This is a genomic window from Cupriavidus sp. P-10, from assembly GCF_003402535.2.
Lineage (GTDB): Bacteria > Pseudomonadota > Gammaproteobacteria > Burkholderiales > Burkholderiaceae > Cupriavidus.
Map to the genome: position 1 here is coordinate 3390572 of NZ_AP025170.1, position 22351 is coordinate 3412922.

Annotated in this window: 26 protein-coding genes; 4 read left to right on the top strand and 22 right to left on the bottom strand. The window is 65.3% G+C overall.

The window, feature by feature from the left end:
* The first annotated feature begins 1 nt into the window (after nt 1).
* On the top strand, nt 2–1261 hold the full coding sequence (gene lysA / locus CTP10_RS15585; RefSeq protein WP_116320328.1) for a diaminopimelate decarboxylase: 1260 nt from the start codon (nt 2–4) through the stop codon (nt 1259–1261).
* Nucleotides 1262–1311: 50 nt separating this feature from the next.
* On the opposite strand, the gene msrQ is transcribed toward lysA, so the two are convergent.
* The 8 genes from msrQ to CTP10_RS15625 form a co-directional block, all read right to left on the bottom strand.
* Entirely contained in the window at nt 1312–1983 is a 672-nt protein-coding gene (gene msrQ, locus CTP10_RS15590; RefSeq protein WP_376790616.1) for a protein-methionine-sulfoxide reductase heme-binding subunit MsrQ, read from the bottom strand.
* Nucleotides 1984–1997: 14 nt separating this feature from the next.
* Nucleotides 1998–2999: a protein-methionine-sulfoxide reductase catalytic subunit MsrP gene (gene msrP / locus CTP10_RS15595; RefSeq protein WP_116320330.1), complete on the bottom strand. Its 1002-nt coding sequence runs from the start codon at nt 2997–2999 to the stop codon at nt 1998–2000.
* Between the two features lie 108 nt (nt 3000–3107).
* Entirely contained in the window at nt 3108–3941 is an 834-nt protein-coding gene (locus tag CTP10_RS15600) for an anti-sigma factor family protein (protein WP_116320331.1), read from the bottom strand.
* Nucleotides 3938–4477 (bottom strand): RNA polymerase sigma factor, encoded by a 540-nt coding sequence (locus tag CTP10_RS15605; protein WP_116320332.1) that lies wholly within the window; start codon nt 4475–4477, stop codon nt 3938–3940. Before CTP10_RS15605 ends, CTP10_RS15600 begins: the two co-directional genes overlap by 4 nt.
* Nucleotides 4478–4505: 28 nt before the next feature.
* Complete coding sequence (locus CTP10_RS15610; RefSeq protein WP_116320370.1) at nt 4506–4943, bottom strand: COG4315 family predicted lipoprotein; 438 nt, start codon at nt 4941–4943, stop codon at nt 4506–4508.
* A 161-nt stretch (nt 4944–5104) separates the two neighbouring features.
* Nucleotides 5105–6325 (bottom strand): c-type cytochrome biogenesis protein CcsB, encoded by a 1221-nt coding sequence (gene ccsB / locus CTP10_RS15615; protein ID WP_116320333.1) that lies wholly within the window; start codon nt 6323–6325, stop codon nt 5105–5107.
* Nucleotides 6326–6340: 15 nt separating this feature from the next.
* Nucleotides 6341–8530, bottom strand: coding sequence for a cytochrome c biogenesis protein ResB (locus CTP10_RS15620; RefSeq protein ID WP_116320334.1), 2190 nt, complete (start codon nt 8528–8530; stop codon nt 6341–6343).
* 169 nt (nt 8531–8699) lie between these two features.
* Nucleotides 8700–9359, bottom strand: a complete 660-nt coding sequence (locus tag CTP10_RS15625; RefSeq protein WP_116320335.1) for a c-type cytochrome — start codon at nt 9357–9359, stop codon at nt 8700–8702.
* Between the two features lie 517 nt (nt 9360–9876).
* Here CTP10_RS15625 and yihA point away from each other — a divergent pair.
* The 3 genes from yihA (at nt 9877) to CTP10_RS15640 (ending at nt 13118) form a co-directional block, all read left to right on the top strand.
* Nucleotides 9877–10596, top strand: a complete 720-nt coding sequence (gene yihA / locus CTP10_RS15630) for a ribosome biogenesis GTP-binding protein YihA/YsxC (protein ID WP_116320336.1) — start codon at nt 9877–9879, stop codon at nt 10594–10596.
* 283 nt (nt 10597–10879) lie between these two features.
* Entirely contained in the window at nt 10880–11872 is a 993-nt protein-coding gene (gene hemB, locus CTP10_RS15635) for a porphobilinogen synthase (RefSeq protein ID WP_116320337.1), read from the top strand.
* Nucleotides 11873–11903: 31 nt separating this feature from the next.
* Entirely contained in the window at nt 11904–13118 is a 1215-nt protein-coding gene (locus tag CTP10_RS15640) for a magnesium transporter CorA family protein (protein WP_116320338.1), read from the top strand.
* An 18-nt stretch (nt 13119–13136) separates the two neighbouring features.
* Here the strand turns inward: CTP10_RS15640 and dsbD are convergent, their stop codons facing one another.
* From dsbD to rplR, 14 genes are all read right to left on the bottom strand, one after another.
* A complete protein-coding gene (gene dsbD, locus CTP10_RS15645; protein ID WP_116320339.1) occupies nt 13137–15047 on the bottom strand; it encodes a protein-disulfide reductase DsbD in 1911 nt (636 codons plus the stop codon).
* A gap of 73 nt (nt 15048–15120) precedes the next feature.
* Complete coding sequence (gene cutA / locus CTP10_RS15650; protein WP_116320340.1) at nt 15121–15486, bottom strand: divalent-cation tolerance protein CutA; 366 nt, start codon at nt 15484–15486, stop codon at nt 15121–15123.
* A gap of 119 nt (nt 15487–15605) precedes the next feature.
* Entirely contained in the window at nt 15606–16001 is a 396-nt protein-coding gene (gene rplQ / locus CTP10_RS15655) for a 50S ribosomal protein L17 (protein WP_116320341.1), read from the bottom strand.
* A gap of 137 nt (nt 16002–16138) precedes the next feature.
* On the bottom strand, nt 16139–17119 hold the full coding sequence (locus CTP10_RS15660; RefSeq protein WP_010812374.1) for a DNA-directed RNA polymerase subunit alpha: 981 nt from the start codon (nt 17117–17119) through the stop codon (nt 16139–16141).
* Between the two features lie 167 nt (nt 17120–17286).
* A complete protein-coding gene (gene rpsD / locus CTP10_RS15665) occupies nt 17287–17910 on the bottom strand; it encodes a 30S ribosomal protein S4 (RefSeq protein WP_116320342.1) in 624 nt (207 codons plus the stop codon).
* Nucleotides 17911–18219: 309 nt separating this feature from the next.
* A complete protein-coding gene (rpsK, locus tag CTP10_RS15670) occupies nt 18220–18618 on the bottom strand; it encodes a 30S ribosomal protein S11 (RefSeq protein ID WP_010812376.1) in 399 nt (132 codons plus the stop codon).
* Nucleotides 18619–18642: 24 nt separating this feature from the next.
* Complete coding sequence (rpsM, locus tag CTP10_RS15675) at nt 18643–19008, bottom strand: 30S ribosomal protein S13 (protein WP_010812377.1); 366 nt, start codon at nt 19006–19008, stop codon at nt 18643–18645.
* 19 nt (nt 19009–19027) lie between these two features.
* Nucleotides 19028–19144 carry a 50S ribosomal protein L36 gene (gene rpmJ / locus CTP10_RS15680; RefSeq protein ID WP_008642959.1) on the bottom strand — a complete coding sequence of 39 codons (117 nt, stop codon included), beginning with the start codon at nt 19142–19144 and terminating at the stop codon, nt 19028–19030.
* Between the two features lie 30 nt (nt 19145–19174).
* On the bottom strand, nt 19175–19393 hold the full coding sequence (gene infA / locus CTP10_RS15685; protein WP_116320343.1) for a translation initiation factor IF-1: 219 nt from the start codon (nt 19391–19393) through the stop codon (nt 19175–19177).
* Nucleotides 19394–19416: 23 nt separating this feature from the next.
* Entirely contained in the window at nt 19417–20760 is a 1344-nt protein-coding gene (gene secY / locus CTP10_RS15690) for a preprotein translocase subunit SecY (protein WP_116320344.1), read from the bottom strand.
* Between the two features lie 44 nt (nt 20761–20804).
* Nucleotides 20805–21239: a 50S ribosomal protein L15 gene (gene rplO / locus CTP10_RS15695; protein WP_116320345.1), complete on the bottom strand. Its 435-nt coding sequence runs from the start codon at nt 21237–21239 to the stop codon at nt 20805–20807.
* A 19-nt stretch (nt 21240–21258) separates the two neighbouring features.
* A complete protein-coding gene (rpmD, locus tag CTP10_RS15700) occupies nt 21259–21441 on the bottom strand; it encodes a 50S ribosomal protein L30 (protein WP_010812381.1) in 183 nt (60 codons plus the stop codon).
* A 10-nt stretch (nt 21442–21451) separates the two neighbouring features.
* A complete protein-coding gene (gene rpsE / locus CTP10_RS15705) occupies nt 21452–21970 on the bottom strand; it encodes a 30S ribosomal protein S5 (protein WP_006160449.1) in 519 nt (172 codons plus the stop codon).
* Between the two features lie 21 nt (nt 21971–21991).
* Nucleotides 21992–22348, bottom strand: a complete 357-nt coding sequence (gene rplR, locus CTP10_RS15710; RefSeq protein WP_010812382.1) for a 50S ribosomal protein L18 — start codon at nt 22346–22348, stop codon at nt 21992–21994.
* Nucleotides 22349–22351 lie beyond the last annotated feature (3 nt).

The following is a 22351-nucleotide window of genomic DNA, read 5'->3' on the forward strand; positions in this document are numbered from 1 at the left end:
CATGACCGCATTCTTTCATCGCCAGGACGGCACGCTTGCCGTCGAGCAGGTGCCGCTGGCGCAGATCGCCGCTGAATTTGGCACGCCCACCTATGTCTATTCGCGCGCGGCGCTGACCGCCGCGTACCAGGCCTACGCCGCCGCCTGCCAGGGCCGCAAGGCGCAGGTCCAGTACGCCATGAAGGCCAACTCCAACCTGGCGGTGCTGCAAGTGTTCGCCAAGCTGGGCGCGGGCTTCGACATTGTCTCGGGCGGCGAACTCAAGCGCGTGCTGGCCGCCGGCGGCGACGCGCGCAAGGTGGTGTTCTCGGGCGTGGGCAAGAGCGCGGCGGAGATGGAACTGGCGCTGGCGCACGACGTGCGCTGCTTCAATGTCGAGTCGATCCCCGAGCTGGATCGCCTGAACGAGGTTGCCGGCCGTGTCGGCAAGCGCGCGCGCGTGTCGCTGCGCATCAACCCGGATGTCGACGCCAAGACCCATCCGTATATTTCCACCGGCCTGAAGGGCAACAAGTTCGGCATCGCCTTCGAGGACGTGCTGCCGACCTACCGTGCCGCGGCCGCGCTGCCGCACCTGGAAGTGACCGGCATTGACTGCCATATCGGCTCGCAGATCACCGAGGTCGAGCCCTACCTCGAAGCGCTGGACAAGGTGCTGGACGTGGTCGAGGCGCTCGGGCGCGAGGGCATCAACCTCGAGCACATCGACGTCGGCGGCGGCCTGGGCATCACCTATACCGACGAGACGCCGCCGGACATCACCGGCTTTGCCACCACGCTGCTGGAACGCGTGGCCGCGCGCGGCCACGGCCACCGCGAGGTGCTGTTCGAGCCAGGCCGTTCGCTGGTGGGCAATGCCGGCGTGCTGCTGACGCAGGTGGAATTCCTCAAGCCTGGCGAGGCCAAGAATTTCTGCATCGTCGATGCGGCCATGAACGACCTGGCGCGTCCGGCCATGTACGAGGCTTACCACCGCATCGAGCCGGTCGCGCTGCGCGACGGCGCGACGGTGACCTACGACATCGTCGGCCCGGTGTGCGAGTCGGGCGACTGGCTCGGCCGCGACCGCGCGCTGGCGGTGCAGCCGGGCGACCTGCTGGCCGTGATGTCGGCGGGCGCGTACGGCTTCACCATGAGCTCGAACTACAACACCCGCCCGCGCGCCGCCGAAGTGATGGTGGACGGCGCGCGCGTGCACCTGGTGCGCGAGCGCGAACTGGTCGAGGACCTGTTCCGCGACGAGCGCCTGCTGCAGGACTGATCTCCACCGCGCAGCCGGCGATGCGGCCGGCTGCGGCCGGCTGCCGTACGTCAGGCCCTGCCCTTGCGCGCCCACCACCAGGCCCGCATCCCCAGCAGCACGAACACCACCGCGGCATAGATCGAGACTTCGCCGAAGTCGTTCTTGCCCGCCTTGTGCCACCAGTAGTGCAGGATCGCCAGCACGGCCGTCGCATAGACCAGCTTGTGCAGCGCCTGCCAGCGCTTGCCGCCCAGGCGGCGCACCATGCCGTTGGTCGACGTCAGCGCCAGCGGCACCATCAGCACGAAGGCCGTGAACCCCACCGTGATAAAGGGACGCTTGTACACGTCCTTGATCATGTAGGCCAGGTCAAAGCCGCGGTCCACGCCGATCCACAGCAGGAAGTGCTGCAGTCCATAGAAGAACGCAAACAAACCCAGCATGCGGCGCAGCCTGATCAGCCAGTTCCAGCCGGTCAGCCGGCGCAGCGGCGTGATCGCCAGCGTCAGGCACAGCATCACCAGTGTCCAGGTGCCAGTGGAGCGGGTGACGAATTCCAGCGGGTTGGCGCCGTATTGTCCGGTTGCGCCCAGGTAAAGCAGCCGGATGAACGGCAACAGCGCCAGCAGCCACAACATGAGCTTGATGGCGCGCACGCGCTGCGGCGACAAGGCAGCCAGGCCGGCCGGCTTGCGCGCCACCCCGCCCGCGGCGGTCGCGGCGTTGGTTGTGGAAGCCATGCGTTCACCCTGCATCAGAAGTTCTTTTTCAGGTCCATGCCCTGGTACAACGATGCCACCTGCTGGCCGTAGCCGTTGAACGGCAGCGTCTTGCGCTTGGGCGCGAACAGCGCGCCAAAGCCGCCGCCGCGGTCTTCGCCGATACGGCGCTCGGTGGCCTGGCTCCAGCGCGGGTGGTCGACGTCGGGATTCACGTTGGAATAGAAACCGTATTCCTGTGGTGCCGCCAGGTTCCAGCTGGTGGGCGGCTGCTTGTCGACAAAGCGGATCTTCACGATCGACTTGGCGCTCTTGAAGCCGTATTTCCACGGCAGCACCATGCGCACCGGCGCGCCGTTCTGGTTCGGCAGCACCTCGCCATACAGGCCGAACGTCAGCAGCGCCAGCGGGTGCATCGCCTCGTCCATGCGCAGGCCTTCGCTGTAAGGCCAGTCGAGCACGCTGCTGCTGACGCCGGGCATCTGCTTCTTGTCGGCAAGCGTGATGAACTGCACGTATTTCGCGCCGGGTTGCGGCTCGACGCGCCTGATCAGCTCGGCCAGCGGATAGCCGATCCAGGGGATCACCATCGACCATCCTTCGACGCAGCGCAGGCGGTAGACGCGCTCCTCCATTGCCGCGACTTTCATCAGCTCATCGAGATCGTAGACCTTGGGCTTCTTCACCAGCCCTTCCACCGACACCTGCCATGGGCGTGGGCGCAGCGTGCCGGCGTTGCGGGCCGGGTCGGACTTGTCGGTGCCGAACTCGTAGAAGTTGTTGTAGGTGGTCACGTCCTCGTAGGGCGTACGCTTCTCGGTGATGACGTAGGCGTTGTTGGGCGTGGCGGCCAGCTTAGGGCCGTGCTGTCCCTGCGCCCAGGCGTTGCGGGCAAACCATGGCGCCAGCGTGGCGCCGGCGGCGCTCGCGGCTGCCACCGCGAGCATGCGGCGGCGCGACTCGAAGACATCGCGGGGGGTGATCTCGTCGGTGGCGATATCGCCACCGCGAAGCCATTTGGGTGAAGGAATCAACATGGTTTTCCTCGTTTCCTGGCGCTTGCAGGATTGGACTCAGGGCTTGGTCGTGGCGTGCGGACCAATCCTGACAAAATTTTCGGTGCGGCGCAGGCGCCATGCCGGCGGCTAGCCGCCCTGGTATTGCTGGTAGACCGCCTGCGCCAGCGTCAGCAGCCGGGCGCGCTCCAGCGGGCCGGCCAGCGCAAAGCCGAGGTCGCGGTCGACCCAATAGAACGCCATCGGCGCCGGCCCGGCCGGCCGCCGTGCACCTTCGCGCGGCATGCGCTCGACGCGGAAGCCCGTGTCGGGCGTGCCCTGCGCCATGCGCCGCAATTGCAGCGACAGGCGCGTGCCGTCGTCGGCTTCATACATCAGGATGGCGGACGGGCCACCCTCGGCCACGCCCAGCCGTCCGCCGATCAGGTGGAAGCCCTGCGCGCGCAGGTCGGGCACCTGCAGCGCCGTGCCGAGGCGCTTGGATAACCATGCGATCAGGTGCGCCTCATCGCTGGCGGCGACTTCCACGGGGTGGCGCATTTCCGGCGCATAGACCACGTGCGTGGCCAATGCCTCGCGCGCAAAGCGCTCGCCGGGGGCCATCGCCACGGTGGTGCTGCCCATGCGATCGTGGGCGAGCCAGCCGAGCGCGCCCCCGAGCGCCAGCAGTGCCACCGAGGCACAGGTCGCGGCCAGCGCCATGGTCCAGCGCGGCGCGCGCCGGCGCCCAGCCTGGCGCGGCTCGCCATGCAGGGCGGGCGGCAGCGCGGCCAGCGGCACCGGTTCGTTCAATACGGGATCCAGCATGCCGTGCAGCGCATCGGCCTGGCGGCGCCACGCGGCGACCTGCGCCGCCGCGTCCGGGTGCTGCGCCAGGTACGCCTCCACCGCGGCGCGGCGCGCGCCGGACAGCTGGCCGTCGGCGTAGGCATGGAGATCGGCTTCGTGGATCGCGGACATCATTTCACCCGCTGCAGTGAGCTGGCGGCAGCCACCGGCTGGCCGGTAGCGCCGCCATCGAGCAGCCGCCGCATTTGCTCGCGCGCACGTGCCAGCCGCGACATCACCGTGCCTTGCGGAATGTCGAGCACGCGCGCCGCCTCGGCATAGGTCAGTTGCTCCAGGCTGACCAGCAGCAGCACCGCGCGCTGGGCTTCGGGCAACTGCGCCAGCGCCTGCAGCAGGTCGCGGCGCAGGCCAGGGTCGACCGCGGGCGCGCTGACCTCGGGGAGGGTATCGGTGGCCACCACCAGGTCCTTGCGCCGCAAGCTGTTCAGGCGCAGCCGATGCATCAGGGTCAGCAGCCACGGCAGGAGGCCGTCCGCGCCGTCGCCCCACCAGGCGCCGGGGCGCAGGCGGAAGCGCCAGCGGTAGCGTAGCGCGCGCTCGAGCGTGTCCTGCACCAGGTCGTCGGCCTGTGCCGCGTCGCCGGTGAGGCCGCGCGCGTGGCGCCGCATCCGCGGCGCCAGCGCTACGAGCTGGCCTTCAAAGCCTTCCATGCCGTGGCTGGCGTCAGCGCTTCAGCGGTCAGGGCTTGGCGACGTGCCAGACATTGTTGAGGTTGTCGCCGGTCTTGTCGCCAGGCTTGGCGTCCTTGGCAAAGCGATACAGCGGCATGCCGCGGTAGGCCCACTGCTTGGCACCGTCATCGCGCGTGATGATGGAGTACTGGCCCGACGCGTTGGTGCCCGGCGCTGCCATCAGTGGCGGCCAGTTGGTTGCACAGGGACCGTTGCAGGCGCTCTTGCCGCTGTTGGCGGTGTCGCGGTCGAAGGTATACAGCGTCAGGCCCTGCGGATCGGTCAGCACGCCATCGGTCACCTTCACCGTGGGCGGCAGGGTGCCGGCGCTGCCGCCGCCCAGGCCCATGCCGGAACAGCCGGCGAGCAGGACGGCCGCGCAGCCGAGCGCCAGCGCGGCGGGACGAACGAGGGATGCTGCAGAGGTAAGACGCACACGTGCCATGATCTTTTTCTCCATGCTAACCGGTGCCGCCAGCCGGCACCGCTCCTCAAGTAAACACCGGATGTGATGCCTTTATTCCGTCACGTTGCAAAAAAGTCGAAAAAAAACCTGCCCGGAGGCAGGTTTTTTTGCATCGCACCATGGTGCGTCGTGCATAGCGGTCAGAGTTCGCCGTAGCTGTGCAGGCCCGAGAGGAACATATTGACGCCAAGGAAGGCGAAGGTCGTCACCAGCAAGCCAACCAGCGCCCACCAGGCGGCCACGGTGCCGCGCAGGCCCTTCATCAGCCGCATGTGCAGCCACGCCGCGTAGTTCAGCCACACGATCAGTGCCCAAGTCTCCTTCGGGTCCCAGCTCCAGTAACCGCCCCAGGCTTCGGCCGCCCACAGCGCGCCGAGGATCGTGGCAATGGTAAAGAAGGCAAACCCGACCGCGATGGCCTTGTACATCACGTCATCGAGCAGTTCCAGCGACGGCAGCCGCTCGGCAAGGATGCCCCGCTGCTTGAGCAGGTACGCGACTGACACCATCGCGGCCAGCGCAAAGGTGCCATAGCCGATAAAGTTGGCTGGCACGTGGATCTTCATCCACCAGCTTTGCAGCGCCGGCACCAGCGGCTGGATTTCCTGCGCATTGCGGCTGACCGTGTACCACAGCAGGAAGCCCACCGCGGCCGACACCACCAGCATCACGAACGGGCCCAGCGCGCGCGTGGCGTAGCGGCCTTCGTAGTACAGGTAGAACAGCGAAGTGATCAGCGTGAACAGCACGAACACTTCATACAGGTTCGAGATGGGGATATGGCCGATGTCGGTGCCGATCAGGTACGACTCGTACCAGCGCACCAGCATGCCGGTGAAACCCAGCACGATGGCGGCCCAGCACAGCTTGCTGCCGATGCTGTAGCCAGTGTTCGAGCGCGTTGCCAGCCCGACCCAGTAGAACAGCGTGGACAGGAACACCAGCGCGCTCATCCACAGGATGGCCGACTGGCTCGACAGGAAGTACTTGAGGAAGAAGGCCTGGTCCGCGCGCGCCAGCTGGCCCTGGTACAGCTGGATCGCAGACAGCGACAGCACCGCCAGCCCCAGCATCAGGGGCCGTACCGGCTTCCAGTTCCAGCCGAGCAGCGCAAAGGTGGGCACGGCGCCGATCAGCACGGCCTTGTCGTAGCCATCCATCCACTGGCCGTATTGCGACAGCGCAACGCCCGCGCCGACGGCCAGCGCCAGCGCGAACAGCCAGTCCACCCACGTCAGCCGACGCAGGAAAGAAGGTTCGAGATAGGCCTCATCGCCAGCGCCCCCGTGGGCGGGCGTGGCGGGCGTGGCTTGTGTGGTGCCGCGCATGGCGTGGTCGGCCGGGTTCACGTTTGAAGACATAGCGTACCTGCTCGTTTAATGGCTGCCGCCCTGGTGTGGCGCTTCAGTGGGTGTCCCGCCGGCGGCACGGCCGACGTCGTCGCGCAGTGCCGAGAACTCCTTTTCGAAGTCCATCGTGCGGCGCTGGGTCGACATCGCCATCAGTACATGGCTGCTGGACGCCGTGGTCTCGCTCTCGGCGGGGTTGTCCTTGATCCAGATCCAGACGCGGCGCTCGCGGATATAGAACATCGCGAACACGCCCAGCGTCAGCAGCAGACAACCAAGATACACGATGTTCTTGCCCGGCGCACGGGTCATCTGGAACACGCTTGCCTTGATTTCCTTGAACTCGTCGAGCTGCAGGAACACCGGTGCGCCGTAGAAGAAACTGTCCGACAACGCGTTGATCGCCTGCTGCAGGAACGCACCGCTCTGTGCGCTGTTGGGCACCACCGGCAGCTTGTCCTGGTCACGCGCGAGCTGCCACAGCTCCCACATTGAACCGTTCAGGATCTTCAGCAACACGTCGGCGGCCTTCTGCTGCTCGGCCTGCGGCACCGACTTTTCCAGGAACGCCGCGATCGCGGTAAATCCGCCCGGCGGCGAGTCCGACGTGGGGCGCGTGGCGCCGGCGAACAGGTCGAGTGCGCGCAGCGCGCTTTCGGCAAGCTGGCGGCGCAGGTCAGCCTTGTCTGCGCCCGGCATCGATGCCAGCGCAAAGCGGCGCGCGGCCTCGCCGCGCAGCGCACGGTCCTGCAGCGCGGCACGCAGGCGCATCCAGTCGGCGACGCTGCTTTGGTCGTCGGCGGGAATGCGCAGGTAGCGGAACTGTTCGCTCGGCGATTCGCGCATGCCGGCCAGGAACACAGACTGGCCGTCTATCTGCACCGGCACCATGTAGTTGTTGTACTCGCGCGCCTGGCCGGTGCGGTCGCGCAGCTTGTACTGCACCGAGGGGCCGACGTTGCGCAGCGTCTTGGCGCGGTCGGCGCTGGCTGCGGCGCCCAGGTGCTTCTCCAGCGTCTCGTTCAGCGATTTGCGCGCGACGCCGCGCGCATCGGGCTTGCCCGAGGCATCGGTGACGTTCTCGATATTCATCAGGCGGAAGTCGCTGAATTCGACCGTCACGCCCTCGCTGTCCGCGCTGGTGCCGGTGCCCTTCAGCGGCGCATTGCCGCCCACCGCGCCGTCGATGGCAAAGGGGTTGCGCGCAGCACCCTGCATCGGGTAGCCGACGAACTTCAGCCGCGAGCCGCCGTCCTCGAAACTGGACTGGTAGATGGCGATGCCGTCGACGATCAGCGGCTCGTTCACCTTGATGGTGGCCTCGGTCTGCTTGCCGGTGGCGCGGTCGGTGACGATCACGTCGGAGGCGAACAGCTTGGGCATGCCGGTCTCGTAGAAGTCGATCGAGAACTTCTTGAGCGTGAGCGCGAACGGCAGGTCCTGCACCAGCGCACCATCGGCGACGTTCAGGATCGCCGTCGACACGGTCGAACCCTCAGGCACGTAGGCATTGCCACGGAAACCGGGGTTGCTCGCCGCCAGCCGGTGCTGTGGCGGGATCTCGCTGATCACCGCGTTGCCGCGGATCGGCGTCTTGCCACCCAGCCACATCTGCGCGCGGATCAGCATGTCGCCATCGAGCAGGCCACCGATGCAGATCACCACAATAGCGGTGTGCGCCAGGATATAGCCGACCTTGTTGGCGGCCCCCGCCTTGCCCGCCAGCAGCGTGGCGCCGTCATGCTCGACGGCCTTGATGCGGTAGCCGCGGTTGCGCAGCAGCGCGGACAGCCGTCCCACCGCCTCGGTACGCGTGCGCGCGCCGTCGAACTCGCCGCGATGGTGGAAGGCGCGCAGGCTGCGCTCGCGCACCTGGTCCTTCCACGACCGCATGTCCGCGACCATTTTGGGCGCATTGCGCACCAGGCAGAGCGAGGTCGACACCACCAGGAACGCCAGGATCAGCAGGAACCACCACGAGCCGTAGACCTTCTGCAGCGACAGCGAATGGAAGACATCGGCCCAGAACGGCCCGAACTGGTTGACGTAGTTGGGATACGGCTCGTTCTGCTTGAGTACCGTGCCAACAATGCTCGCGATGGAGATCACCGTCAGCAGCGTGATCGCGAAGCGCATCGAGGACAACAATTCGACCGCGTCGCGCAACACGCGGTGAGGGGTCTTCAGGTGCAGCCCTGAAGTAGAAGCGGTCGACATGTGCAGTGGAACCCAAGACAACGTGCTGCTTTGAAATGAAAAAGGGTGGACTTGCTTCGACAAGCAGGCCACCCTTTTCGATTGTGACAGGCGCGTTCGGTTGCATGCCACACGGGCTGCATGCCGAAGCGCCGGCGCCTGGCGGCGCCAGCGTACTACGCTAACGTCGTTACCGGACGCCGGCGACGTAGTCCGCCACCGCCTTGATCTCGGCATCCGACATCTTGGCGGCGATGGTCGTCATGACCGAATTGTTCTTGCGGGTGCCCTGGCGGAACGCCACCAGTTGTGCCTCGGTGTATTCCGACCACTGTCCGCCAATACGCGGATACTGGGCCGGGATGCCGGCACCGGCAGGACCATGGCAGGCGGCGCAGGCCGGCACGCCCTTGGCGGCGATGCCGCCACGGTAGATCTTCTGGCCTTCTTCGATCGTGTCCTTGTTCTTGGCGGTGGCAGGCTTGATCGGCTGCTTGGCCAGGTAGGCGCCGATGTTGCGCATTTCGTCGTCGGTCAGCACCGATGCCATCGGCACCATGATCGCGTTATTGCGCGCCTTGGACTTGAAGTCGGCCAGTTGCTTGTGGACGTATTCCGGATGCTGGGCGGCCAGCTTGGGGTTGGCGGCGGCCGCGCTGTTGCCGGCGGCGCCGTGGCAGCTCAGGCAGGCAGGCACATTGCGATCGGGAGCGCCCTGCGTGTACAGCGTTTCACCCTTGGCCGGATCGGCCTTCGCGGCGGCCTGCTCTGCGGCAGATGCCAGTCCGGAAAGGGTGGCTGCAGGAACGGCCAGAGCCAGGACACCCAGAATCTTCGCAATGCGGTTCATTCGCACACCTTCTCTGAATTGTTTTGGATACCGTAATGCATGCCGGCCGGCACTCTGCCGGCGGTGAGGACGCGCCGGGACAAAGGCCTGACATCGTGGCGACCCGCGCGGATGACCGATCCGCTGCGGCATGCCTGGCGGCAGACCCCCGCCAGCCCCTGCTCCGCTGCCGCGGCACCTGAAGTTGACCCCAGGTGCAACGCATGGTGCGTAACAAGGCCTTGCCCACGATAGGACGACACAACGAGGCTTCCCGTCCGGACAACGGCAGCCGAGCCACGCGGCAAAGGATGTCGCGCGTCACCCGATCAGGAGACCGTAAACCGGCGTATTGTACAATAAGTTATGTGCCGGATTGATGCCTTGCGCCCTGCTGTGCCGTCTTGAAGCGGTACCGGGCTGCGCCAGATCAAACCCGGCGAGCGGCCCCGCCGCAGCCCTCCCCACCCTGGCGGTAACCCGGCCACGGCCAGCGCCCATTGCGCCGCCGCGGCACCCCGCCCTACCGCTATCGCGCATGTCCCTCCTTCACCAGGCCCGCTTCTTCATTACTGTCAACCACCTGCGCGACCTGCCCGCCACGGCAGTGCCCGAGGTAGCGTTCGCCGGCCGCTCCAACGCCGGCAAGTCCACCGCCATCAACATCCTGTGCAACCAGAAGCGGCTGGCGTTTTCCTCGCGCACGCCCGGGCGCACGCAGCACATCAACTATTTCACGGTGGCTCCGGTCAAGGCGCCGGACCCGCAGGCATTCCTGGTCGACCTCCCCGGCTACGGCTATGCCGAGGTGTCGGGCTCGGCCAAGTACCACTGGCAGGGCCTGCTCAGCGACTACGTGCAGACGCGGCCGCAACTGTCGGGCCTGATCCTGATGATGGATGCGCGCCGGCCGTTTACCGATCTCGATTGCCAGATGGTCGAGTGGTTCCTGCCCACCGGCAAGCCGATCCACGTGCTGCTGACCAAGGCCGACAAGCTCACCAACAGCGAGAACGCCAATGCGCTGCGCGAGACGCGCAAGATGCTGCAGGGCTATGCCGAGCAACTGGCAACGCCGGTGCCCCTGACGGCACAGCTGTTTTCCAGCCTCAAGCGCCGCGGCATCGAAGAAGCGCAGGGTGTGATCGCCGGCTGGCTCAACCTGCCCGAGGCGCAGAAGGACGTGGCGCAGGATGCTGCCGCGGCCCCGACGGCTGAGCCGCCTGCTCCCATGGATCCTGCGTCCCCTGCGGCATAAAGCCGCAGCGTTGCAAGGGCGCAAAAAAAGCACGCAAAAAAAAGCCCCGCTGCAAGCAACGGGGACAAACTTTCCCGCCGCTGGGGCGGGTACCCGCTCAGGGAGGAGTAGCGGGGAACACCCGCGCCACGCAAGGCGCAACGCATAGTGTCCGCGAGTATGATGGCGGGCACGCACAAAAGTTTAGTTTTTCTTCAGCCGGCATCTTTGCGCCGCGCGCGCAGTGCCTGCCGGCTGGCAAATTGGGACTTTTCTGTCCCGTCTCCAGCACAAGAAGCCTGCCATGTCGACCTTCCCCGAGTACCGCCCGCGCCGCATGCGCCGCGACGATTTCTCCCGCCGCATGATGCGCGAGCATCGCCTGTCGCCGGACAACCTGATCTACCCCGTTTTCATCCTTGACGGCCAGAACCAGCGCCAGTCCGTGGCCTCGATGCCGGGCGTCGAGCGGGTCTCCGTGGACCTGCTGATGGCGGTGGCCGAAGACTGCGTCAAGCTTGGCATCCCGGTGCTCGCGCTGTTCCCGGTGATCGACCCGTCGCTGAAAACGCCGGACGGCATCGAGGCCATCAATCCCGACGGCCTGGTGCCGCGCGCGGTGCGTGCGCTGAAGGACCGCTTCCCCGAACTCGGCGTGCTGTGCGACGTCGCGCTCGACCCCTACACCAGCCACGGCCAGGACGGCGTGCTGGATGAAAACGGCTACGTCATCAACGACACCACCGTCGACATCCTGGTGCGCCAGGCGCTGGCCCAGGCCGAAGCGGGCGTCGATATCGTGGCCCCGTCAGACATGATGGACGGCCGCATCGGCGCGGTGCGCACGGCGCTGGAAGACAACGGCCACATCCATACCCGCATCATGGCCTACTCTGCCAAGTACGCGTCGGCCTTCTACGGCCCCTTCCGCGACGCGGTGGGCTCGGCGGCCAACCTGGGCAAGGGCAACAAGATGACCTACCAGATGGACCCGGCCAACACCGACGAGGCCCTGCGCGAAGTGGCGCAGGACATCCTCGAAGGCGCCGACATGGTGATGGTCAAGCCCGGCATGCCGTACCTCGACATCGTGCGCCGCGTGAAGGACGAGTTCAGCTTCCCGACCTACGTCTACCAGGTCAGCGGCGAGTACGCGATGTTGAAGGCCGCCGCGCAGAACGGATGGCTCGACCACGACAAGGTCATGATGGAATCGCTGCTGGCCTTCCGCCGCGCCGGCGCCGACGGCATCCTGACCTATTTCGCACGCGACGCCGCACGCCTGCTGGCCGCCTGATCCATATCGCTCTATTCGGGAACTCGCGCCTATGGAACTGCTCGGCTTCTCGGCCAGCCAGGTACACCCGCTTGCCTCGCTCGCCGAGGCGGGCGGCTTCCTCAGCGGCAATGCCGCCGCGCTGTTCGTCTGGGCAGACTTTTCCACCGAGGAAGTCACCGCCGCGCCCGACACCTGGCGCGAGAATGTGCGCCAGCTTGCCGGCGCCTCGATCCTGGACCTGCACCTGGCCGACGCCACCAATGCCGCGCATCCGTCGTACTTCGACACGACCAATGCGTATGACATGGTGATCTTCCGCAAGCTGACCTTCGAGACCAGCCGCGCGATCGCCGAGGCCGAACCGCAGGAGGCAACGCCGGCCAGCGCGGCCAGGATGCCGGGTGATGGGGCCGCCCGTGCGCGGCGGTATCCGCCCGGCTTCCTCCCCGCGCTGGCCAAGATTGATACGCAGCCGGTTACGTTTTTCGTCTTCGATACACTGCTGGTCACCGTCCGCAACGGCCCGTCGCGCACAGTCGACCAGGTACGCCAGCGCCTGCTCGAGCTTTGCCAGGCGCCGCGCCCGCAAGCATCGGCCGCGCGCGGCAACGGCCAAACGCTGCTGCACGGCGTGCGTCCGCCGAACCGGCCCGAAGACCTGATGCTGCGCCTGCTCAATGCGATGGTGGACCGCTACCTGGAACTACGCGCCCCGCTCACGCGCCAGCTCGACCGCTGGCAACGCGCGCTGCTGAACTCGCGGCGCAGCTTTTCCAGCTGGGAAGGCCTGCTGGATGCACGCATCCAGCTGCGCAAGCTGGAGCACCTGAGCGAGGAACAGCGCGATGCGTTGCAGGAATTCCGCGACAGCCTGCTGGACAACCGCTACAGCAGCGACCAGCACGGCACCCCGGTGGATATCCCGGGTCGCGACGAAGTGCTGCTGGTGCGCATCAACGATGTGATGGAGCATATCCAGCGCGTGCTTGCGCATGCGCGCCGGCTGGAAGATTCGATCGAGTCGGCGGTGCAGATCCACTTCTCGGCGGTCGCGCACCGGACCAACCGCACCATGCGCATGCTGACGCTGATCACGGCCCTGTTCATGCCGCTGACGCTGATCACCGGCATTTTCGGCATGAACTTCGAGCGCATGCCGTGGCTGCAGGCGCCGGACGGATTCTGGTGGTCCATCAGCCTGATGGGGGCGGTGGTGGTAGTGCTTGGCGCGCTATGGCTCGTGGCGCGGCAGCTGGAGCGCTAGCGCAGGGGCGGGTACGCCTCAGGTGCTGGTGCGCTGGCCGAAGGCGCGCTCCAGGCTTTCCAGGAAACGGTTGGCCGACTGGTAGCCGATCACGCGCACCGGCCGCTCGCGGCCATCCGGTCCGAACAGGATGATCCCCGGCGGGCCAAACAGCCCGAAGCGCTTGAGCAGCGCCTTGTCGTCGGCATTGTTGGCGGTTACGTCCGCCTGCAGCAGCACGATCTCCGACAGCCGCGCGCGCACGCGCGCGTCAACGAAGGTCATGCGCTCCATCTCCTTGCAGCTGACGCACCAGTCTGCATAGAAATCGAGCAGTACCGGCTTGCCGGCCGCGGCGGCCTGCGCCACGCGGGCATCGAGTTCGGCCACGCTGCGCACGCGCTCGAATCGCACCGCCTGGGTCGTGCCGGCGCTTTCCGCACCGCCGCGGCCGACGCTGAGGTGCGACAGCGGCTGCAGGGGATCGCGCCCGCCCGACGCCACGCCGATCAGTACGATGGCTGCGGCGATCGCAAACAAGACCCCCAGGCCCTTGCCCACGCGCGCCAGGTTGCGCGGATCGGGACCCAGCCCGTCAAAGGCGCCGAGGAACACCGCCGCGACCAGCAACAGTACCGCCAGCAGCAGCATCGTCGCCCACGCCGGCAGCACCGGCCCAAGCATCCACAGGGCCACGCCCAGCAGCAAGAAGCCAAAGAAGCGCTTGGTCACTTCCATCCAGCGCCCGGCGCGCGGCAGCAGGTTGCCGGCGCCTACGCCCACCAGCACCAGCGGCACGCCCATGCCGATCGCCATCGCAAACAGCGCCGCCCCGCCGATGACCGCATCGCGGGTCTGCGCGATATAGGCCAGCGCCCCCGCCAGCGGCGCGGTCACGCACGGGCCGACAATCAGCGCGGAGATCGCGCCCATCGCTGCCGCACCGGCCACCTGCCCGCCCTGGCGCCGGTTGGACGATTCCGTCAGCCGCGTCTGCCAGCGCTGCGGCAGCTGCAGCTCATACAGGCCGAACATCGACAGCGCCAGCGCCACCATCAGCGCGGCGAACAGGCCCAGCACCCAGGGCGTCTGCAACGCGGCCGACAGGCCTTCGCCAAGCATCCCGGCGGCCACGCCGACCGCGGTGTACACCACCGCCATGCCCAGCACGTAGGCCAGCGACACCACCAGCGCACGGCTGCGCGTGACGTGCTCGCCGACGACGATCGAAGACAGGATCGGCACCATCGGCAGCACACACGGCGTGAAGGTCAGCAACAGGCCCAGGCCGAAGAAGAGCGCCGCGATCAGGGCCACGTTGCGGCTAGCCAGCGCGCCGGCGATGCGGTCGCTGTCATCGGCACGCAGCGTGGCCGCGGGCGCCGGCTGGGCCGGCTGGGTTAGCGCAGGGGCTGCAGCAGTGGCATCGGAGCGCCCGCGTTTGCCGAACAGGTCGGCCAGGCCGGCGCCGCCGACCTTGTAGATGCTTTCCATCGGCGGATAGCACAGGCCCTTGTCGGCGCAGCCCTGCGAGGTGACCGTCAGCGTCCACTTGCCGTCCGCTGGCGCCGCCGCCACCGGCACGCGGATGGTCACGCTGTCGCGGTACGTTTCCATCTCCTTGCCAAAGGTGTCGTCGAACTTGACCTTGCCGTGCGGGAAGTCAGGCGTGCCGAGCTTCACGCCGGCAGGCTCAGTGGCAAAGGCGAATCGCTCCCGGTACATGTAGTAGCCGGGCGCGACATCGAAACGCACCTCCACGGTGTTGTCGTCGATCTGGCGCGCGGCGAAGCGGAAGGCTTGCTCCGGCGGCAGGAAATCGGCTTCCGTGGCGGCCTGCGCTGCGCCAGCCAGGCAAAGCCAGGCCAGTACCGCCAGCAGGACTGCGGCAATATGCCGCGCCTGAACCAGACCGCGTGCCCGCTGCGGAAGTGCCAAACCGATGTTCATGAAGCTGTTTCCTGTCTGTCCTGGCCACTGGGTCTCGCCGTACCCGCTGCTGCGCGGCGGCCCCCTTCGCCCGTTATCCCGCCGGCTGCGCGCCGGCATCCGTCTCGCTGCCGACCCACGCCAGGTATGGCGCAAAACCCGCCGTCACCGGCAGTGCGATGATCTCCGGCACGTCATAGGGGTGATGTTGCCGGATCACGGCCTCCAGTGCAGCGTAGCGCGCGCGCGTGGTCTTGATCAGCAGCGGCCATTCCTGCGCCTGTTCCAGCGCGCCTTGCCACCAGTACTGGGATTCCACCGGAGCCAGACGGTTCACGCAGGCGGCCGCGCGTGCTTCCAGCACGGCCCGGGACAGCCGCGCCGCAGTCTCGGCATCGGGAGTATTGGTGATCACCACGATCACTTCGGCGGAGTCGTGTGACGGGCTGGAATCTGGCATCGGAACCCTCCTGAAACGGCTGGCGGCCGCCCAAAACAAAAGAGCCAGGCGGATGCCTGGCTCGATTGTAAGCGGTGTGCCCGGAACCGTCGCACGACGGCAGCGGGCAGGAAACGCACTTATTCCGCGGCTTCTTCAGCCGGGGCTTCGGTGATTTCCGGACGATCCACCAGCTCGACCAGCGCCATCGGCGCATTGTCGCCCTGACGGAAGCCGAACTTCAGGATGCGGGTGTAGCCGCCCGGACGGGTGGCGTAGCGCGGGCCCAGTTCGGTGAACAGCTTGGTGACGATGTCGCGGTCGCGCAGGCGGGCAAAAGCCAGGCGGCGGTTGGCAACGGTGTCCTTCTTGGCCAGCGTGATCAGCGGCTCGACAACCTTGCGCAGTTCCTTGGCCTTGGGCACGGTGGTCTTGATCAGCTCGTGCTGGAACAGCGAGTTGGACATGTTGCGCAGCATCGCGAGGCGGTGCGACGAGGTGCGGTTCAGTTTCCGCAGACCATGACGGTGACGCATGATGATTCCTTTCAGTTAAGTGTTTGACCAGCTCTTCTATCGTCCGATGCGGCTGGACGCGGGCCGGTAGTGATACGAGCCCCGGCGCGAAGCCAGGGCGGTTACTGCGACGCGGGACAAAATGCCCCGCACCACAATTACTTCTCCAGACCTGCAGGCGGCCAGTTCTCGAGCTTCATGCCGAGGGTCAGGCCACGCGAGGCGAGGACTTCCTTGATCTCGTTGAGCGACTTGCGACCCAGGTTCGGGGTCTTGAGCAGTTCGTTCTCGGTACGCTGGATCAGGTCGCCGATGTAGTAGATGTTCTCGGCCTTCAGGCAGTTGGCCGAACGCACCGTCAGCTCCAGGTCGTCGACCGGGCGCAGCAGGATCGGGTCGATCTGCGGCGTGCGGCTCGAAGCAGCCTCGGCGGCCGACTCGGTGCCTTCCAGCGCTGCGAACACGGACAGCTGGTCGACCAGGATGCGGGCCGACTGGCGAATCGCTTCCTCGGGCGAGATCACGCCGTCGGTTTCGATGTTCATCACCAGCTTGTCCAGGTCGGTACGCTGTTCCACGCGAGCGGACTCAACGGCGTACGACACGCGGCGCACCGGCGAGAACGAGGCGTCCAGCACGATACGGCCGATGACCTTGCCCGACTCGTCGCCAAACTTGCGCACGTTGCCCGGCACGTAGCCGCGGCCTTGCTCGACCTTGATCTGCATGTCCAGCTTGCCGCCGGCCGACAGATGGGCGATCACGTGGTTCGGATTGATGATCTCGACGTCGTGCGGCAGCTCGATATCGGCAGCCGTGACAACACCTTCGCCATCCTTGCGCAGCGACACCGTGACTTCATCACGGTTGTGCAGCTTGAACACCACGCCCTTGAGGTTGAGCAGCAGGTTGACGACGTCTTCCTGCACGCCGTCGATGGTGGAATACTCGTGGACCACCCCAGCGATCGTGACTTCGGTCGGGGCATAGCCGACCATCGACGACAGCAGCACGCGACGCAGGGCGTTACCGAGCGTATGGCCGTAGCCGCGCTCGAACGGCTCCATCACGACTTTGGCGTGATGGTCGCCCAGAGGCTCGACGGCAATGATTTTTGGCTTGAGGAGTGCTGTTTGCATTAGGTTGTCCTTTTCAATACCCTCGGCTCGTTACACCGATAAGGCTGACGTTTGGAACCTGAAAATTCCCATCGCAACGATGGGCGAAGCCCGACCGCGCGTAGCGCGCGTCGGGCTGGAAGAGAAGCTTTGCGGAGAACGCAAGCGCTGGGCCGTCTGCTCGCGGATTAACGCGAGTAGAGTTCGACGATCAGGCTTTCGTTGATGTCGCCCGAGATGTCGGTGCGATCCGGAACTTGCTTGAAGGTACCTTCGAACTTCTTCGCATCCACGGCAACCCAGGTCGGGAAGCCCGACTGCTCGGCCAGCGACAGCGATTCGGCGATACGGACTTGCTTCTTCGACTGCTCGCGGATGGCGATGATGTCGCCCGACTTGATCTGGGCCGACGGCACGTTCAGGGTCTGACCGTTCACCAGGATCGCCTTGTGCGAAACCAGCTGGCGCGCTTCAGCGCGGGTCGAGCCAAAGCCCATGCGGTACACCACGTTGTCCAGGCGCGATTCCAGCAGTTGCAGCAGGTTTTCGCCGGTGTTGCCCTTGCGACGGTCGGCTTCGGCGAAGTAACGGCGGAACTGGCGCTCGAGCACGCCGTAGATGCGCTTGACCTTCTGCTTTTCGCGCAGTTGGTTGCCGTAGTCCGAGGTGCGGGCACCCGAGGTGCGGCCATGCTGGCCCGGCTTGCTGTCCAGCTTGCACTTGTCGGCCAGCGAGCGGCGCGAGCTCTTCAGGAACAGGTCGGTGCCTTCACGGCGGGAAAGTTTGGCCTTCGGGCCGGTATAACGTGCCACGTTGTCTTCCTTTGATCGATCACGGCGCCTTCTTGACGCGCCGCGAGTCCGTCAACGCAGTTACTTCCCGCAATGCTTAACGCTGCGGGGAGACCGTGACGGACGGTGGGCTTATGAAGCGTGCCCTGGCCGCATGGCCGGGTACGACGCTGAAAGCATTTACAGTGCATCGATATCGGAATGCGCTTTATGCGACACCCCGTCGATGCAAAACGAAAACCTGCCGCATCAAATGCAGCAGGTCAACGCGCGATACTATCATATCCGGCTCCGGCAGGTAAACCCACCGGGGCTGGACAAGGCCAGCGCTTAGATGCGGCGGCGCTTCGGCGGACGGCAGCCGTTGTGCGGAATCGGCGTGACGTCTTCGATGATCGCGATCTTGATGCCCAGCGCGTTCAGCGCGCGGACAGCCGATTCACGGCCAGGGCCGGGGCCCTTGATGCGCACTTCCAGGTTCTTGATACCCTGGTCTTGCGCCACGCGGCCGGCGTTCTCGGCAGCAACCTGGGCAGCGAACGGGGTCGACTTACGCGAACCCTTGAAGCCCTGGCCACCGGCGGTCGCCCACGACAGGGCGTTGCCCTGACGGTCGGTGATCGTGATGATGGTGTTGTTGAACGAGGCGTGGACGTGCGCAATGCCGTCGGCAACGTTCTTCTTGACCTTTTTACGCGCGCGAGCGGCGTTATTCGGACCTTTTGCCATTAGTTTCTTCCTCTGCCTTCGGCTTTACTTCTTCAGAGCCACGCCGGCCTTGCGCGGACCCTTGCGGGTACGTGCGTTGGTACGGGTACGCTGACCGCGCATGGGCAGGCCCTTGCGGTGACGCATGCCACGATAGCAACCAAGGTCCATCAGACGCTTGATGTTCATCGTGGTTTCACGACGCAGGTCACCCTCGACCGTGACCTTGCCCACTTCGTCACGAAGCTTTTCCAGGTCGGCGTCGGTCAGATCCTTGACCTTCTTGTCAAACGGTACACCGGTGGCCTCGCAAATCTTGCGAGCGCGCGAGCGGCCGACACCATAAATGGCCGTCAGGCCGATTTCGGTGTGCTTGTGGTTCGGGATGTTAACCCCTGCGATACGTGCCATTCGTCAATCCTCTTTCCGATTAGCCTTGGCGTTGCTTGTGGCGGGGATCCGACGAGCAGATCACGCGCACGACACCGTTGCGCTTGATGATTTTGCAGTTGCGGCAAATGCGCTTCACAGAAGCCAGCACTTTCATAATTTTCCTCTTCCTTCAATTCCTGTTCGCTCACTTCGTCCGGAAGACGATTCGTGCGCGCGACAGATCATATGGAGTCAGCTCGACCGTCACCTTGTCACCCGGAAGAATCCGGATGTAGTTCATTCTCATCTTGCCGGAGATGTGGCCCAGCACTACATGGCCATTCTCCAGCTTGACTCGGAACGTCGCATTGGGCAGGTTCTCCAGGACCTGGCCCTGCATCTGGATGACGTCGTCTTTTGCCATACCTAGCCTGTACCGATCCGAAGTCAGCGCAAGGTCAGATTACCCTTGAAATTCGCCTTCTTCAGCAGCGACTCATACTGCTGCGACATGACGTAGGACTGAACCTGGGCCATGAAGTCCATCGTGACGACCACGATGATCAGCAGCGAGGTTCCGCCAAAATAGAACGGAACGTTCCAGCGCAGCACCAGGAATTCCGGCAACAGGCAAACCAGCGTGATGTAGATCGCGCCAGCCAGCGTCAGTCGCACCAGAATCTTGTCGATATAGCGCGTCGTCTGCTCGCCCGGACGAATGCCCGGAATGAAGGCACCGCTTTTCTTCAGGTTGTCTGCCACTTCACGGCTGTTGTACACCAGGGCCGTGTAGAAGAAGCAGAAAAATACAATCGCAGCAGCGTACAGCAGGATGTAGACCGGCTGGCCCGGCGACAGCGTGGCAGCCAGGTCCTTGATGAACCGGCCAACCGTGCCCGTCGAGTCAGACGTGAACCAGCCCGCGATCGTCGCCGGGAACAGGATGATCGACGATGCGAAGATCGGCGGAATCACCCCTGCCATGTTCAGCTTCAGCGGCAGGTGCGACGACTGGCCGCCGTACACCTTGTTGCCGACCTGACGCTTGGCATAGTTCACCAGGATCTTGCGCTGGCCACGCTCGACAAACACCACGGCGAAGGTCACACCGATCACGATCGCCACGATGAAGATCGCCGCGATGATGCTCATGGAACCCGTGCGGACCAGTTCGAACAGTCCGCCGATCGCGTTGGGCAGGCCCGCCGCGATACCGCCGAAGATGATGATCGAGATGCCGTTGCCCAGACCACGCTCGGTGATCTGCTCACCCAGCCACATCAGGAACATCGTGCCGGTCACCAGCGTGATTACCGCCGTGGCCCGGAACATCAGGCCAGGATCCAGCACCAGCCCGGGCTGCGACTCCAGCGCCACCGCAATCGACAGCGCCTGGAACGTGGCCAGGACCACGGTGCCGTAACGCGTGTACTGCGTGATCTTGCGCTGCCCTGCCTGCCCTTCCTTCTTCAGCGTTTCCAGCTGCGGCAGCACGATCGTCAGCAACTGCATGATGATCGACGCCGAGATGTACGGCATGATGCCGAGCGCGAAGACGGTAAAGCGCGACAGCGCCCCGCCCGAGAACAGGTTGAACATCCCGAGGATGCCACCCGACTGACTCTGGAAAAGCTTCGCAAGCTGCTCCGGATCGATACCGGGCACCGGAATATGAGCGCCGATGCGGTACACGATCAGGGCCAGCACCAAGAACATCAGCCGGCGCTTGAGGTCGCCGTACTTCGCCGTGTTCCTGGCTTGCGCGCTTGCATTGGGTTTCGCCGTGGCCAAACGATGCTCCGACTATGACTGCCTATGCTGCGATAAATGCCGTATCAGGCTGCGATCTGGCCGCCGGCGGCTTCGATCGCGGCCTTGGCGCCAGCGGTGGCGCCCAGACCCTTGATCGACACCTTGCGGGTCAGTTCGCCAGCCTTGATGACCTTGGCGCTCTTGACCAGCTCGCCCACCAGGCCAGCTTGCTTCAGGACCAGCAGGTCGACTTCAGCCGCTTCCAGGCGCTCGATGTCACGCAGCGTGACTTCGGCGGTGAACGCCTTGGTCAGCGAGGTGAAGCCGCGCTTCGGCAGACGACGATACAGCGGCATTTGACCGCCTTCGAAGCCCACCTTGTGGAAGCCGCCCGAACGCGACTTCTGACCCTTGTGACCGCGACCGGCGGTCTTGCCCAGGCCGGAGCCGATACCGCGGCCGACGCGACGCTTGGCGTGCTTCGAACCGGCGGCCGGTTTCAGGTTGTTCAGTTGCATCTTGCTCTCCAAGTCCCGATCAGGCCAGAACCTTGACCAGGTACGAGACCTTGTTGATCATGCCGCGCACAGCGGGCGTGTCCTGCAGTTCCGACACCGAGTTGATGCGGCGCAGGCCCAGGCCACGAACGGTGGCGCGATGATCCTCGCGCGTGCCGATCAGGCTGCGCACGAGTTGCACTTTTACGGTTTTCTGCGACATTGCGTTCACCTTAACCCAGGATGTCTTCGACCGACTTGCCACGCTTGGCGGCGATTTCGCCCGGCGTGCTCATCTTCTGAAGGCCGTCCAGCGTGGCGCGAACCATGTTGTACGGGTTGGTGGAGCCGTGCGACTTGGTCACCACGTTGGTGACGCCCATCACTTCGAAGATCGCGCGCATCGGGCCGCCGGCGATCACGCCGGTACCTTCCTTGGCGGGCATCATCAGCACCTTGGCGGCGCCGTGCTTGCCAACGACTTCGTGTTGCAGCGTGCCGTTCTTCAGCGAGACCTTGACCATCTTGCGACGGGCTTCGTCCATTGCCTTCTGAACAGCAACCGGCACTTCCTTAGCCTTGCCCTTGCCCATGCCGATGCGGCCATCGCCGTCACCAACCACGGTCAGCGCAGCGAAACCGAGAATCCGGCCACCCTTCACCACCTTGGTGACACGGTTGACCGAGATCATCTTCTCGCGGAGGCCGTCGTCGCGTTCGTCCTGTTGGACTTTTGCTTGCATCTTTGCCATGACGTATCTCTCTCTATGCGCTTAGAACTTCAGGCCGGCTTCGCGGGCGGCGTCTGCCAGGGCCTTCACGCGGCCATGGAAACGGAAGCCGGCGCGATCGAACGCAACGGTTTCCACGCCGGCAGCCTTCGCCTTCTCGGCGATGCGCTTGCCAACCACGGTGGCGGCAGCGGCGGTAGCGCCCTTGCCATCCAGTTCCTTGCGCACTTCCACCTCTGCGGTCGACGCGGAAGCCAGCACCTTGGTGCCGCACTCCGAGAAAACCTGGGCGTAAATATGCGAATTCGTACGGAACACGGTCAGACGATTGACTTTCATCTCCGCGATCTTGGCGCGGGTCTGACGTGCACGGCGCAAACGAGCGTCTTTCTTGTTCATCAT